The following is a 15691-nucleotide window of genomic DNA, read 5'->3' as shown; positions in this document are numbered from 1 at the left end:
AGAAAAGTTAAGAGTCTTTTCTACCAAAGTCCGCAGGATTTTCGCCCCACGCTTTGGTTTCCCATTTGAGAATACGATTAGGATAAGTATTTTCTTGTAGCCATTTTTCAGCACGAGTTATTAGTTCAAATATTTTTGCATTATCAGCTGTCTTTCCAAGCTTAGTTTTACATACTTTTTGTTGTACCCAGCGCATTGCTATTTCACTATCCGAATAGATAGGCATTGTAAGGTTGCGTTGTTTTAAGAAAGCCAAAGCGTGTACTATAGCCAAAAACTCCCCTATGTTATTGGTGCCATCTTTCATAGGTGAAAGCCTAAAAATCTCGGCTTGTGTTTCAGTATCTACCCCCCGATATTCCATTATACCAGGGTTACCGCTACAAGCAGCATCTACCGCAATAGAAGGCAAAATAGGCTTCCCAATAAGTTTTAATGCTTCTGATGAAAGTGCAGGCTCTTCTATCTTTTTACCTTTGTACGTTTCATAATTCCCTGCATAGGCTTTTTGTGCCATTTCTTCGGTAGAAAAACTTTTGTATTTAGCGTTTGGAAAATTATTAACAGCCTTCTTACATTCAGCCCACGAGGTAAAGACCCCCGTTTGGTGTCCCTCCCATACTACATAATACTTCTTTGCCATCTCACAAAATAAATAGGATTGCCAAAAAGAAAATAACAGCTACTATCGCTACAATAACAATATTGCTATTTTCTTTTTTAATAATAGTTTAAAAAACATCTCCTTCTTTTAGCTTCTCAGCATTTTCAGCCAATTGCAGTTCATCAATAAGACGTTGTACATCACCATTGATAACATTTTGCAAATCATAAAGGGTAAGACCTATGCGGTGGTCGGTTACACGCCCTTGCGGATAGTTATAAGTGCGTATTTTAGCTGAGCGGTCACCGCTGGAAACCATTGATTTTCTACGAGCAGAATCAGCTTCCATCTTCTTTGCCAGTTCCATTTCGTACAAACGTGAACGCAATACTTTAAGTGCCTTTTCAAGATTCTTGTGCTGCGATTTCTCATCTTGGCAACGCACCTCAATGCCTGTAGGAATATGTTGTAACTGAATAGCCGAATAGGTTGTATTCACCGACTGCCCTCCTGGTCCCGTAGAAGTAGTACGAATGATTTTCACATCAGCCATATCAAGTTCCACATCAAATTCTTCTGCTTCTGGCAATACAATTACAGTTGCTGCCGAAGTGTGAACACGCCCTTGTGTCTCTGTTTGAGGCACTCGTTGTACGCGATGTACTCCTGCTTCAAATTTTAAGGTACCATATACATTGTCTCCCGTTACTTCAAAAATAATTTCTTTATACCCGCCAGCAGTTCCTTCATTAAAGTCCATTACTGAGGTACTCCAGCCTTTACTTTGGCAGTATTTGGTGTACATACGGTATAGGTCGCCTGCAAAGATTGAAGCCTCATCTCCGCCTGTTCCTGCACGAATTTCCATTACGGCATTCTTAGCATCTTCAGGGTCTTTGGGGATAAGCATATACTTGATTTCTTCTTCTAACTGAGGCAAACGCTCTTTGCTTTCCTCTAATTGTAACTTTGCCATTTCCACCATTTCGGCATCGCTGCCATCAGCAATAATTTCTTCAGCTTCTTGCAAGTTTCCAGTTACGTTTATATACTCATCGCGCTTATCCATCAGTTCTTTAAGGTCTTTATATTCCTTATTGAGCTGGATATAGCGCTTTTGGTCTGCAATAATATCAGGTTGAATGATTAAGTCCGAAACTTCGTCGAAACGTTGTTTTACGATATTTAATTTGTCGAGCATTTTTTATCTTTAAATTCTATTTGGGGTGCAAAAATAGTAATAATATTAGTAAAAAACAAAAATAAAAGGCTGTTCTTAAATGAACAGCCTTTTGAATATGGTTTTCTAAATAATTACAATTTAGGAGCTCCAGCAAGGACGTCAGCACTTGCACCTTCAGCAAATTTTTTGTCTTTGAAGTTTTGTACAAATGATTCAGCCAATTCTTTGAGTTTAGCACTGAATTGTGCTTTGTCACTCCAAGTATTTTCTGGGTTCAAGATGCTTTGGTCTGATACACCTTCACAAGATTGAGGCACTTTGAAGCCAAAGATAGGCAATTCTTTGTACTCAACGTTGTTAAGTTTGCCGTTAAGGGCAGCAGTGATAAGAGCACGAGTATCTTTTAAGCTACATCTTTTCATTTTTCCGTTGTAACCAGTGTTTACCAACCATACGTTTACGCCAGTTTCTTTAATTTTTTCAGCCAAACGTTTTCCGTATTCAGCTGGGTGAAGTGGCATAAAGGCAGCACCAAAACAAGCAGAGAAAGTTTTTTGAGGGGTAGTGATACCTACCTCAGTACCGGCTACTTTTGAAGTATAACCAGATACAAATTGATAAGCAGCTTGTTCAGGAGTCAATTTAGAGATTGGAGGCAATACACCATAAGCATCGAAAGTAAGGAAGAAGATGTTCTTAGGATTGTGTCCTATAGAACCTGGCTGGATATTTGCGATGTGGTAAATAGGATAAGAAACACGAGTGTTTTCAGTGATATCAGTGCGAGAGAAATCAACTACACCTTTATCGTCCATAATTACGTTTTCAAGTATAGCACCTTTCTTAATAGCTCCAAAGATTTCAGGTTCTTTTTCAGCAGTAAGGTCTACTACTTTAGCATAGCAACCACCTTCAAAGTTAAATACCGTATTTTCAGGAGTCCAACCGTGTTCGTCGTCACCAATTAAATGACGGTTAGGGTCAGCTGAAAGAGTAGTTTTACCAGTACCTGATAAGCCGAAGAAGATAGCAGTATCACCACCTTTACCTACGTTAGCTGAACAGTGCATTGGCATAGTGTTGCGGAACACAGGCAATTCAAAGTTCATAGCTGAGAAGATACCTTTTTTAATTTCTCCGGTATAACCTGTACCACCAATCAAAGCAATTTTCTTAGTGAAGTTCAAGATAGCGAAGTTAGCTTGACGAGTACCATCTACAGCAGGGTCAGCTTCAAAACCGGGTGCATTTACTACCAACCAATCTTCTTTGAAAGAAGGAAGTTCGCTATCATCTATACGCAAGAACATATTGTAAGCGAAAAGGTTGCTCCAAGGAAGTTCAGTGATAGTACGAATGTTAGTACGGTATTTAGGGTCTGCACAAACATAACCATCGTGAACGTAGATTTCTTTGTTAGATAAGTAAGCTACTACTTTTTCATATAGTTTGTCAAATTTTGCAGGTTCAAAAGGAATGTTAATACTTCCCCACCATACGCGATCTTTGGTGATATCATCTTTTACGATGAAACGGTCTTTAGGAGAACGCCCTGTAAATTTACCTGTGTTGATAGCAATAGCTCCTGAAGAAGCTTCAACGCCTAATTTTTTATCCAAAGTTTCTTGTTGTAGTTCGTCAGCAGTTAACTGATAACGAACATTAGCGTTCTTAATTCCGTATTTATCAACGGAAAGTGTTTTTGGTTTACTCATAATGTCTTAAATTTGATATTAATTTAACAATTCTTTTTTATCTAATAGCAATATAAAATTGCCTCAATTTTTGAGAGGTCTCTCAAAAACCGGTGCAAATGTACAAATTAATTTTGATACTGAAAAATATTTTTTAATGTTTTTTTGAAGTTATTTTTACAAGTATTTATAATATTCTATATACTCCTTATTTACCTGTATTTTTAAGCTCTAATAAAAGATTTTTAGGTTTTATAATAATGCTCTAAATCATCTTATCTTTACTTTATTTCCATTTATCCTTCGTTCATTCTTTATTTGCCTCTGTGGCTCGCACTATCATTTATTTGTTCCTTATTCGTCATCTATTCGTCTTTTCTCTATCTTCCCGTGCGGTTCGCACCGTCATTTGTTCGTCATTTGTTCGTCATTTGTTCGTCATTTGTTCGTCATTTGTTCGTCATTTGTTCGTCATTTGTTCGTCATTTGTTCGTCATTTGTTCGTCATTTGTTCGTCATTTGTTCGTCATTTGTTCGTCATTTGTTCGTCATTTGTTCGTCATTTGTTCGTTCATTGTTCGTCTTTTCGCTATCTGCCCGTGCGGCTCGCACCGTCATTTGTTCGTTATTTGTTTATCTGCCTGTGCGGCTCGCACCTGCCCGTGTGGCTCACACCTGCTTGTGTGGCTCACACCGTTTTCACTAAAAAAAGTGTCTGAGAAATTATAGCTAACTCTCAGACACTTTTTTAATCTAATAACTTACTTATTTTAACATTGGTTAAATATAAGACCTCTTGTATTAATTTGCTACCTCACTAATAAATTTCAATCGGTAGATTCTTAATTCATCGTCTTCGTAATCACCGGCAAACTCTTTAGAGGCTAACGATATTTTATCACTTTCAGCTTCCATAAAGTATTCGTGAAGCTCTTCTTGTTGCTCTTCATCAAAGATTTCATTCACCCAATAATCGATATTCAGCTTGGTACCACTGTATACTATTTGCTCCATTTCTTTGAGGAACTCATCCATTTCCAATCCTTTGGCTTGTGCGATGTCAGGCAAAGGCAATTTGCGGTCTATATTCTGAATGATAAACAATTTCAAAGCTGAGTTAGACCCTGTAGTTTTTACTATTAAATCCTCAGCGCGCACAATGTCATTCTCTTCTACGTAACGCTCAATGAGCTTTACAAACTCACTACCATATTTCTTAGCCTTGCCTTCACCTATACCGTGTACATTAGTAAGCTCTTGAATAGTAATAGGGTATTTGAGAGCCATATCTTCTAGCGAAGGGTCTTGGAATACCACAAACGGAGGTACCCCTTTTTGTTTTGCTACTTTCTTACGCAAATCTTTGAGCATTTCAAGAAGTACAGGGTCGGCTGCTACGGCATTAGCACTGTTGATATCTTCGGGTTCTTCTTCATAACTGTGGTCTTCAGTCATCATAAATGAAGGTACATCTTTTAAAAACTCTTTTCCTTTGTCGGTGATAAACATCACTCCGTAAGTTTCTATATCTTTGCGTATGAGTCCGTTTACCATTACCTGACGGAGAAGTGCCATCCAGTAAGCATCGTCTTTTTCCTTACCAATACCAAAGAACTCTTGTTCGTCAATACGGTGTGCTTTGATAATAGCACTTACTTTTCCAATAAGCGTATTTACAATCTCTTTAGCTTTAAATTTCTGTTTGGTAGCAATAATTACGTTTAGCAATTTCACCACATCGTCTTTAGCTTCTTTCTTTTCTTTAGGAAAACGTACATTATCGTCCATATTAGCACCTTCGCCATTCACCTCGTCAAACTCTTCACCAAAGTAATGTAAGATAAATTTACGGCGCGAACTAGACGTTTCGGCATAGGCTACAATATCTTGCAAGAGTGCTTGTCCTATTTCTTGCTCAGCTATAGGTTTGCCTATCATAAATTTTTCCAGCTTCTCTACATCTTTATAGGAATAGAAAGCCAAGCAATGCCCTTCACCACCATCACGACCGGCACGTCCGGTTTCTTGATAGTAACTCTCTATACTTTTAGGAATATCGTGGTGAATTACAAAGCGCACATCGGGTTTGTCAATACCCATACCAAAAGCAATAGTTGCAACTACCACATCTACCTCTTCCATCAAGAACATATCTTGGTGTTTGGCGCGTGTTTTGGCATCTAATCCTGCGTGATAAGGCACTGCCGAAATGCCGTTTACTTGTAAGGTTTGTGCGAGGTCTTCCACCTTTTTACGGCTAAGACAGTATATAATCCCTGATTTTTTACTGTTCTGTTTCACAAAACGAATGATATCGGCATCTACATTTTTAGTTTTAGGGCGTACCTCGTAATACAAGTTTGGACGGTTGAACGACGACTTAAACACGTTAGCCTCCTGCATTCCTAAGTTCTTCAAAATATCTTCTTGTACCTTAGGAGTAGCCGTAGCAGTAAGCGCTACAATAGGTATATTACTGCCCAAACGCTCGATAATGGTTCTAATATTGCGGTACTCAGGACGGAAATCGTGTCCCCATTCCGAGATACAGTGCGCCTCATCTACCGCTACAAAGGAAATAGGTACTGTTTTGAGAAAGTTAGCATATTCCTCTTTGATAAGCGACTCGGGGGCAACGTATAGCAACTTAGTCTTGCCTGCACTGATGTCTTCCATTACCTCGCGAATTTCATTTTTAGTAAGCGAAGAGTTCAGCACGTGGGCAATACTATCAGTTGACGAAATACCACGCATAGCATCTACTTGGTTTTTCATCAAAGCGATAAGCGGAGAGATAACAATAGCAGTTCCCTCCAAGACTAAGGCAGGTAATTGGTAACACAATGATTTACCACCACCTGTAGGCATAATAACAAAGGTGTTCTCTTTATTAATTACACTGGTAATAATTTCTTCTTGATGCCCTTTAAACGCTTCAAACCCAAAGTAGTGTTTCAGGGCATTGTGTAAATCATCTTTTGTCATTTCCATATTAAAAATTCTTCTGTTTTAGTGTTGAGTTTTTCTGTTATTACATTCAGTTTACAAATATACGACATTTTTATAAACCACAAAAATTTTTGATAAAAAAAGTGTTTCCCGCCGACTCACTTACTCGACAATTGTCGACAATACCAAAGGGAAAGTGCCAGCAAGAGAGAGAATGTAGGATCTGCAAAAGTGAGTGTTTATGAGGTAGATTATTCTAATGCGAAATTAAGGGTAAACGTTCTTTCACAAAACTACTCACTGTTAGTCTATGTACCCCCAAAATGCGCCCAATAGCTGAATATGATACTCGCTTATCTAGCAACTCTTTAATCTTTTTTTCCTGTCCGGTGAGTTTTGTTTTAGCGGACTTACTACCTTTAGGGCGACCGAGAACTACTCCCTCTGCTTTCTTGCGTGCCAATGCCTCTTTGGTACGTTGACTGATAAGGTTACGTTCAATCTCAGCAGATAGCCCAAAGGCAAATGCTAATACTTTGCTATTAATATCGCTCCCCAAGCGATAATTATCTTTAATTGTCCACACCTGAATATCGCGGTTCATACACTCATTGAGCACCCCCATAATCATCAAGAGGTTACGCCCCAACCGCGAAAGCTCCGAACAAATAAGCACATCGCCTTTTTTCATTTTTTTTAGGAGTTTACCGAGTTTTCTATTCTCTACTCTTGTCATACCTGAAATAGTTTCTTCTACCCAAACATCAATAGTTAGGCTGTTTTTCTCACAGAAATTAGTAATTTCAAAACGCTGGTTTTCTACAGTTTGTTTATCGGAACTTACCCGAATATATCCATAAATCATTGTATAAGTAAATTTAATATTAGTCTTTTAATATACAAATTTTGTAGAGAATAATCGCATAAATTAAATAATATAGTCAATTTTAGTAGATAAAAAAAGTTAGGTATTTAGGGCAAATAATTTAGACAACTCTGGCTTTGATATTGTTATTGGTAATCCACCGTATGGAGCTGACATTGATAAGTTAGTCCCTATATTTAAAAAATTATATCCTCAAACTACTAAGAGTTTTAATGAGATATATAAACTCTTTTTTAACAGAGGTATTGATATTTTAAAGGAGAAAGGAATTTTAACTTATATCACTCCTAATACATATTTATTACAACCGAGGTATAAAGATTTACGTAAATTTTTATTACGATATGATTTGAATATAATCATCAATTTAGGTGAAAATGTGTTTAATAATGCAGTAGTTTCTACTGCTATTATACTTCTTGAAAAGAAAAAAGAAAGCAGTAAAATAAAAATAGCAGACCTTTCTACAAACTCAAAATTTTTAGGTTCATTTGATAAAATAGTTTTCTTAGAGATAGTACAAACAACTTTTAACGATACTGAGAGCAATATATTTGCTATGAACATTAGGAGAAAAGCAGAAAATGAGTATTCTTTAGGCGAGATAATGGAGCTAAAAGATGCAGGAATTAACTATCAAAGAGTAAATGTGGGATTATCTGATAAAGGGAAATCAGATTTATCAAAACGTCTTTTATATAAAGGAGAAAAAGAAACTGAAAGTGATAAGGAATTTTGGAAAGGAGAAGATATTAATGCCTATTATATCATAAAAAATACAAACCGTTTTGTAAGAAATGATATTAAACTCAATGAAAATGAAAGAGTCATTTTAAATAGAAAATATTTTAAAATAATTCCTAAACTTATTTGGAGACAGACAGCTCAATATCCTATTTGTACAATAGATTATATAGGCATTTGGTTTGGACGAAGTATTCAAGCAGGAATTATAAAAGATTCTTTTATTAATAGAGTGTCATATGAATATCTTTGTGGTTTATTAAATTCTAAATACTTAAGGTATCTATATGAAAATAATGTAAGAGAAACAGGAAAAGTATTCCCTCAAGTAAAATTAGAAAAACTAAGACCTTTATCTATTATTATCTCTGAGAATCAATCTCCTATTGTTAATTTAGTAAATGAGGCTATTAAGGCAAAAAGAGAGAATCCTAAAGCTGATATTACAAATATAGAAAACCAAATAGATATCTTAGTCTATAAACTTTATAACCTAACGTATGAAGAGGTAAAAGTAATAGACCCTAATATTGAAAGTATTATATCAAAAGAAGAATATGAAACAAAGAAGTGAGTCTTTAACTCACTTCTTTGTTAATCATTATCAGATAGTCTAAATTCAATTTCATAGTTTTTTATAAAGTCTGTTTCTTCTTGAGTAAGACCATACAAAGGGCAAATAAGATCATCTATTTGGTCTATGATATGTTTTGATTTTCTTGCAACAAATACATTTAAACCCGTAACAGTTTTTTTAGCATTCTTTTTTAAATCAGTAAGATAGATATTATAGAGCTTTGATATTTGTTCTAAAGTTTTATCATTAAAATTATTATATGGAATAGGAAAATTCTCTATTTCAGAAGTTCTCATATTGTGCCAATCAGAATGGATGAGCCAAAACCAATAAAAAAGATTACTTGATAATATAGCTCCTACAAGATCTAAATACCTATTTTCTATAATTATACTCCCTTCAGCACTTGATTCTGTTGAATCTTTCGTTATAATTTTATAGTATCGCCCTCCTGCTTTTCTATAGTAGATAGAACTACCTTTCTCAGTTTTTAAATCAGATAATAAGTTGCTATTTTTTAGTAATTTTTGAAGTATAATTTGTTCTGTATTTGTTCCTATTTTAGGAATTCTTCCATAAGATAAAAGTCCTATAGCATTAGAAAACTTGAGGTTATCTAATAATACCCATAAAGAATCGTCAGAATATCTTTTGTTAATTCCAGTCATTAAAATTTCTTTAGCTTCTGTTTGTGTTTTTAAAAATGATATAATAGAAACTTGCTGCTCTGCGCTTTCAAAAACTCTTTTAGGTCTGTCTCCATAAGAGCTTATTTTTATTACTTCACAGTTGTTAATTAACAAATTATGTAACCCTGATAGAGCGTCTGAAGAGGTTACACTTAAAGGCACTATAAAGCCTAAATAACCTTGTTTTTTTAATAGGTTATAGCCTAATTCAATAAAAAGTGTATATGTATCTAATGAACCTTTTTGTACTCCTTTAATAGTTTGAGCTGATATATACTTCTTCTTTAAAACCTCTTTATCTTCTTGTGAAAGTTTAGCTCCATACGGTGGATTACCAATAACAATATCAAAGCCAGAGTTGTCTAAATTATTTGCCCCTTTAATTACATCACCAAAATAAGTATGCCAAAGGAAATAAGGACGTTCTATTTTGGTTTGGAAACTGATAAGTTCTTTTTCTATGTGATCAAGCTCTAAGTGGCGGTTTTTATCAGCCATATAGGCTTTATACTCTTTCCCTTTTGAAGTAAGAATACCTTTTTGGAGTTTTTCTATTAGGTCTTCTTGAGAAGTAATACCAAATTTTTTTTCAAAACCTTCTATTTTTTTCTTTACTTGATTTTTCTCAAAGATAATTTTATAGTGTATTTGTCCTTCTATAAGATCATTGATTTCTTTGCGCTTAAGGTTTTTATCTTCTGTTGAGGAAAAGAAGTCTTTCATAAGTTGTTGTATCTTTTCCTTATGAGCTTTATTTAAAAGGGGTAGTTGTTGGGGGGAGATATATTCGTCTCCATAGTCAATTGCGGTATCTGTGGCTTCTTCTTCACTCCCTATAAGGCTCAAATCTACTCCCTGATAACTTTCTAACAAACTATTTCCTTGCATAATCTTAAAGTCTAAGTTAGGAAGAGGTTGTGGAAGATGTTCATCTACTACCAAACTTAACCAAAAGCGCAAACGGGCTATGTCTACTGCACCTGCATCAATATCAACTCCATAGATATTTTGCTCAATGATATGTTTTTTAATCTGAGCATCGGTCTGTTCTGTTGTTATTCCTAATTGTTGCAAGGTGATTTTGATATAGTATATTTCTTGCAAAAGTCCCATAGGGAAGGCCCCAGACCCAATAGCAGGATCACATATTTTTACATTTTCTAAAGAGGTAGTAATAACATCCCCTTTTTCTATCACATAGATTTTTTCGTCTTCATTAAGTGGTTGGTGCTCTATTATTTTTGTAATAACATCTTTGGCTTTTTCTGATTGATTATTATCTGGAACTATTTTAGAAAGTAAAAAGGTTTTTAGACTTTCTTTGCACATATAATGTACAATTTCTTTAGGGGTGTAGAAAGCTCCTTTATCCTTATTGTCTTCCAAAAGGTTTTCAAAGATATGCCCTAGCATCTCAGGGTCTACAGCTACAGTATGTTCATTAGGAGCATCTTCATAGACGGTAAAGTTGTAGGAGTTAAAGGTATCAAAAAGTTCAGTAAAAATAGAGTAAGGCAAATTTACCTTATCAAAGTGTTGGTCTTGTGTTTTATCAAATAACCCACCATTAAGATAAGGAAAACGCAAGTCATTTGTTTCACTCTCTGACTTTTTATCTGTAAAACATTCAAAAAATAATGGTACCAAACGTTTTTCATAAAAATAAGGTTGGTCTTCTTTAGGTGTTTCTTTGTACAATTGATATAGATAATCATAATTACCTTCTCCCCATTTTTTTCCCTTAGGCACGGCTAACCAACCTTTTTTCTGTATAAAGTACAAAAATACAATACGGCCCATCATTCGTTTTACAAAATCACGAACGGCTTTTTCATTTCCTCCAAAAAGATTTTGAAACTCTCTATTTTTGAAAGGCTTGGTTTCACTATCAGGATGTAGAATTGTAGAAAATCCTCTATAATCTTTGTAACCATCAAAGTTAGGATGAGGTTGATGTTTTTTATTTTCCTGATACTTGTTTCCCTTCTTCTCGTAACGAACCCCTGTAATATGTTGTACAAAATCTTCATAGATATCCTTATATCTATCAAAGAAATCATTATTAAGAGCCTCTACTGCGAAGGCATTTTTAAAATCTTCTAACGAAAGTTCTTTTCCTACTAAAAGTTGAAGTCTATCTGTAGCCGTTTTTGTTTTTTCTCCTTCTCCTAACAAGTAAGTAAAGCGTTTTTCATTGGTAATTTCCTTAATAATCTTACCTTTTTCATCTACTTCTTTTATGATTTCAGAAATATATGACAACCGCCATTTCTTTTCTTGTACAAAAACTACTAACACGCCATCTACATTGTATTTATAGATATTCTTCATCAATTGGCGAAGACCTACTTTGTTGCGATAAAGCAACATATCTTCACTAATATTTACTTGATAAATACCAATAAGCCTCCCTTCAGTAGTTTCATAATTACCTAATTCATAAGCTTCTTTTACTTTTTCACTTTTAGGAAGCTCTATTATTTGAGGTTTTTGCAATATAGCTCCTGTACCTGAACTATGAGCAAAAAGTTCTTTCAAGAAGCTAATCCAATCCTCCTGACGATAAGAAGATGAGAGTATTTGTCTTAAATCTTTCATACTATTTAATAAATGTTTCAGTGATTACTATTTCGGGTGATATATCCAATGCTTTTTCCTTATTATTTTTTATACTATCAAAAGATGATACTGCGTATTTATTAGCTAAATTTAGAATAAGTTGTTGTGCATTTCCAAATGTTATTTTTTGTTTATCTAACTGCTGTCTTATCTTCTTTACATCAGTAGGTATATTTGTAAAAGTACCTTTGTCAATAAGTTTGATAAGCTGATCGCAAGCTATTTTTAGTTCTTCGTTATTTAAAGTCCCTTTTATATCACGTAAGAATTTTTTAGCTTGCATTGTATTTCCATCTGCTTTATCAGTCGGAGTTACAGTTTCAATATTAGCTTGTATGGTATCATTTTCAAACTTACTTTGTGCCAAATTTACATCTTTATAATGAGATGCTGGCACCTCAAAACCTTTCTCCGAAACAGTAGCTTCAAAGCGTTCGGCTGCTTCTAAAAAGTCAATACTTTCTATTTCTTCTTTTCCATTCACTCTATAAAATTCACTTTTATAAGGTGATTTCATAAAAATGATAGAACCATTTTTTACATCATCAAATGGAGTTTTTTCGTTTTTACGAGCTGTACGAGCTTTGAAAGGAATGTTAGAAATACGTTTAAATTCCTTAGGGTTATTATCCTTAAATTCACGGATAAAGCGTAGATAGTGCAAACGTTTGTCTTCTTCTCCTTCACCTCCTTCTTTGAAAAGTTCAAATTGTTCTACTAATTCTTCTTTAGAGAATACTTGTGCATCTTCTCCAAAAGCAGAATGGAAACCTTGCAGTTTGATATAGGCTTTTTTGTATAATTTTATTTCTTCATCACCTTGTGCTGAAGGGTAGAAAATAAAGTTATACACAATCCCTGCTTCACTTCCTATTCGGTTGATACGTCCAAGTCGTTGCATTAACTTAGTAGCATTCCAAGGGGTATCATAATTTAACAATACATTAGCACGATGCAAGTTGATACCCTCTGCAAGCACGTCGGTAGTAATGAGTATTTGCAAATCATTTCTTCGCTCTTTTGTATAGTTAGCATCAAAGTTAGCTTGAATATCATCAAATATTTTACTTCTATTTTCTGAAGAAACTTTCAATATTTTGTTAGGAGCTATTTTAGTTGAAAGTTTTTCTGTTAAATAATCAGCTGTATCATTACTTTCAGTAAAAATAATTAACTGTTGTGAAGGATTCTTTTCTTTATCAAGTAAAGTACTATTTAAAATGCTAAATAACTTATCTATTTTAGGGTCATTCTTTATCTTTTGCCATTTTTCAAAAAGCGTTTTCAGTGAATTTGCATCTTTTTTTAAACCTTCTAAGAGTACAGGATCAAAATCATCTGCCGAAAAGATATTATTTCTTGCATTTTTTGCATTTTTCTGAAGGATTATTTCTTCTATTTCCTCTTCTGAAAAACCTTTTTCATATAAAGTGTTGATATTCAAGTCAGGCGCAATATAAACTCTATCATTTTCAAACATTTCAATCATCCGTTGAGTTGATTTTAATAAGTTCTCTAATGTTTTCTTAAACGCTACAAAACTACTTTCCAAACGCTTCACCATTAAAGTTTTCATAATACCCGCTAACGATTGAGATACTAATTCAGCTTTTTCATAGTATTCTTCTTGTATCTCTTTGTTCAAAAAGCGAATAGCCTGATAACGATAATAACTTATTTTATCATCATCTGTTAAGTTAAATATTGTTTCATAAAACAGCTTACCAAGAGAGGTGTCTAACTGATATTCTATGGTTTGTAAAGGTGCTATTTCAGGGAAAATAATACCCTGTTCTTTTAAATCATCTAAATATTTAGGATATTTCTTAAGGTCTTTCCGTGTTCTGCGCACTGTAATTTCAGCAATTACTTTTTCACGAATTTGCTTATAGATATTCCTTACTTTTCCCATATCAGGAGTGGTAGTATTCATAATATCTTTGTATTCACGAATCAATGGAGCAAAGAAGTTTTGCAAATTATTTACTTTTTCCAAAGTACTTGTACGAATATCTTGGAATAGTTGTACTTGATAATAAAGATCTTCCGGACGATTATTAAGAGGAGTTGCTGAAATAAGTATTACTTTTTTCTTATCTCCCTCTATAAGTCCTTCAGCTTTTCGTGGGGTTTTACAAATTCGTTGTAAGTAATCAAAGCCTTGCGATCTATGATTGCGATATTTATGCGCTTCATCTACTAAAATTAAATCATATTCATCTATTTCCCAATAGTTATCCAAATCCTTTTCATCTACTATTTTATTAAGACTACCATTGGTAATAAACTTAGTATTCTTATCTAACTTAAAAAGTTTAAAAGTTTGCTTCCAGTTCTTTTCTACTGCTGGAGGAGTAACTACTAATATTTTAGTTTGTGCAAAACCATTAGCTATACAAAAACGTTTGGCTATCATCGAGGCTATAACTGTTTTTCCTAATCCAACCACATCGGCTAAGAAAAAGCCATTGTGCTTTTGTAGCATTTCAAACCCTTGGTTTACAGCGTCTATTTGATAACTTAGCTTTTTATAAGTTGAAGGTAAATCGCCCACTGTATTAGGGTCGTAATCAATATTTTTTCCAAAATACTCTATAAGTAGTTTTATAAATATTTCGAAAGGAGTAAACGTTTGCCCAATATAAGTTTTCTTAATAAGTCCATCTACATCAGCAGGAAGTAATACATCAGAGTCTTCCCATAGTTTATCAAACTCTTTTTTTGCAAATTCTACATCATCAAAATCCTTTAAAGCTATATTCAATTCATAGTTAGGAGCTTTTTTACTACCAATACCTGCATCAGTAAGATTAGAAGAGCCCATAACAACCCAACCATCAGTGTATTCACTATGTTCTTTTGGCAAAATTATATAGAATTTAGCGTGAATAGATTGACTATTGTGTACCCTTACTTCAATACGCTTATCTACAATATCTTGAATAAACTGCAAGATACTTTCTTCTACTTCTTTAGAATATTGAGCTTCTTTTACATCCTCAATAAACCACTTTTCAAACTCTTCTTTAGTTTTATCCGAATTTTTAAAGTAAAGAATTCCTCTTTTTTGAGCATCAGCTATAAGAGTATCTACATTGATACCCACTAATATCTTAACTTCTTCTACTTCTTTTAGCATTTCACGCATTTTAAAGTAACCAGAAGAACGAAAATAAGCTGAAACAGCTTTGAAAGCAACCGGTTTCATTGCTTTAATAATACCCTCAAACTTCTTAAATAAGGTATTCCCTTCTGTATTAGTAAAAAACTTTGAACTCATATAATATGATTTTTACATCAATTTATTATATTTTCTGAAATCAGGCGCAAATATACCACAAAAAAACCTAACTACCTAAGAAAAAATACTTTTTTGTAGATAGTTCAGAACTACCTTTAGCCTCTTTGAAAAATATTTAACGAATAGGCTTTTTATTGAAAATCCTATAATGTCACAAGTATCTTCAAAACAGGCTTGAAAAGGGTAGGGGAGGGGAGTGCCCAAATAGAAAAAATACCTCACCGAACCTCCACCAAAAGGAGAGTGAAGGAAGAATGAATCATTTTTAGTATTAATAAAATTATAAAATAGTTATTTTATAGAAAAATTGACTAATACAATATGTTTTTATGAAATTTTTCATTTTTAGTTTTTACGGGACGTTATAAAGAATAAGAGAGCTAACTATAGAGTAAAACTAGCTAAATTTTACATTACATTTTCTGCAATAAAAACCAATACTCTT

The 15691-nt window shown here is 33.9% G+C and carries 8 protein-coding genes and 1 pseudogene; 2 read left to right on the top strand and 7 right to left on the bottom strand.

Features of this window, described 5'->3' with window-relative positions; genetic code table 11:
- Nucleotides 1-7: 7 nt before the first annotated feature.
- The 5 genes from COCH_RS09880 to COCH_RS09860 form a co-directional block, all read right to left on the bottom strand.
- Nucleotides 8-643 carry a ribonuclease H1 domain-containing protein gene (locus COCH_RS09880; RefSeq protein ID WP_015782962.1) on the bottom strand — a complete coding sequence of 212 codons (636 nt, stop codon included), beginning with the start codon at nucleotides 641-643 and terminating at the stop codon, nucleotides 8-10.
- 88 nt (nucleotides 644-731) lie between these two features.
- Nucleotides 732-1805, bottom strand: a complete 1074-nt coding sequence (gene prfA, locus COCH_RS09875) for a peptide chain release factor 1 (protein WP_002672024.1) — start codon at nucleotides 1803-1805, stop codon at nucleotides 732-734.
- A gap of 113 nt (nucleotides 1806-1918) precedes the next feature.
- Nucleotides 1919-3502 (bottom strand): phosphoenolpyruvate carboxykinase (ATP), encoded by a 1584-nt coding sequence (pckA, locus tag COCH_RS09870; RefSeq protein WP_009421640.1) that lies wholly within the window; start codon nucleotides 3500-3502, stop codon nucleotides 1919-1921.
- Nucleotides 3503-4282: 780 nt separating this feature from the next.
- Nucleotides 4283-6472 (bottom strand): DNA helicase RecQ, encoded by a 2190-nt coding sequence (recQ, locus tag COCH_RS09865; RefSeq protein ID WP_009419726.1) that lies wholly within the window; start codon nucleotides 6470-6472, stop codon nucleotides 4283-4285.
- A 214-nt stretch (nucleotides 6473-6686) separates the two neighbouring features.
- Nucleotides 6687-7295, bottom strand: coding sequence for a master DNA invertase Mpi family serine-type recombinase (locus tag COCH_RS09860; RefSeq protein WP_015782961.1), 609 nt, complete (start codon nucleotides 7293-7295; stop codon nucleotides 6687-6689).
- A gap of 133 nt (nucleotides 7296-7428) precedes the next feature.
- Between COCH_RS09860 and COCH_RS12610 the strand changes: the two are divergent.
- A pseudogene (locus COCH_RS12610) lies at nucleotides 7429-7788 on the top strand (Eco57I restriction-modification methylase domain-containing protein); the annotation flags it as partial.
- 87 nt (nucleotides 7789-7875) lie between these two features.
- The gene (locus COCH_RS12605) at nucleotides 7876-8634 is read left to right on the top strand and encodes a TaqI-like C-terminal specificity domain-containing protein (protein ID WP_316899594.1); all 759 of its coding nucleotides are present in this window, start codon (nucleotides 7876-7878) and stop codon (nucleotides 8632-8634) included.
- Between the two features lie 20 nt (nucleotides 8635-8654).
- Here the strand turns inward: COCH_RS12605 and COCH_RS12550 are convergent, their stop codons facing one another.
- On the bottom strand, nucleotides 8655-11924 hold the full coding sequence (locus tag COCH_RS12550) for an Eco57I restriction-modification methylase domain-containing protein (protein WP_015782960.1): 3270 nt from the start codon (nucleotides 11922-11924) through the stop codon (nucleotides 8655-8657).
- Between the two features lies 1 nt (nucleotide 11925).
- Complete coding sequence (locus tag COCH_RS09845; RefSeq protein WP_015782959.1) at nucleotides 11926-15225, bottom strand: helicase-related protein; 3300 nt, start codon at nucleotides 15223-15225, stop codon at nucleotides 11926-11928.
- Nucleotides 15226-15691 lie beyond the last annotated feature (466 nt).

Source organism: Capnocytophaga ochracea DSM 7271 (assembly GCF_000023285.1).
In the GTDB taxonomy this organism is placed as follows: Bacteria; Bacteroidota; Bacteroidia; order Flavobacteriales; family Flavobacteriaceae; genus Capnocytophaga; species Capnocytophaga ochracea.
This window is presented reverse-complemented; position numbering and strand designations above follow the sequence as displayed.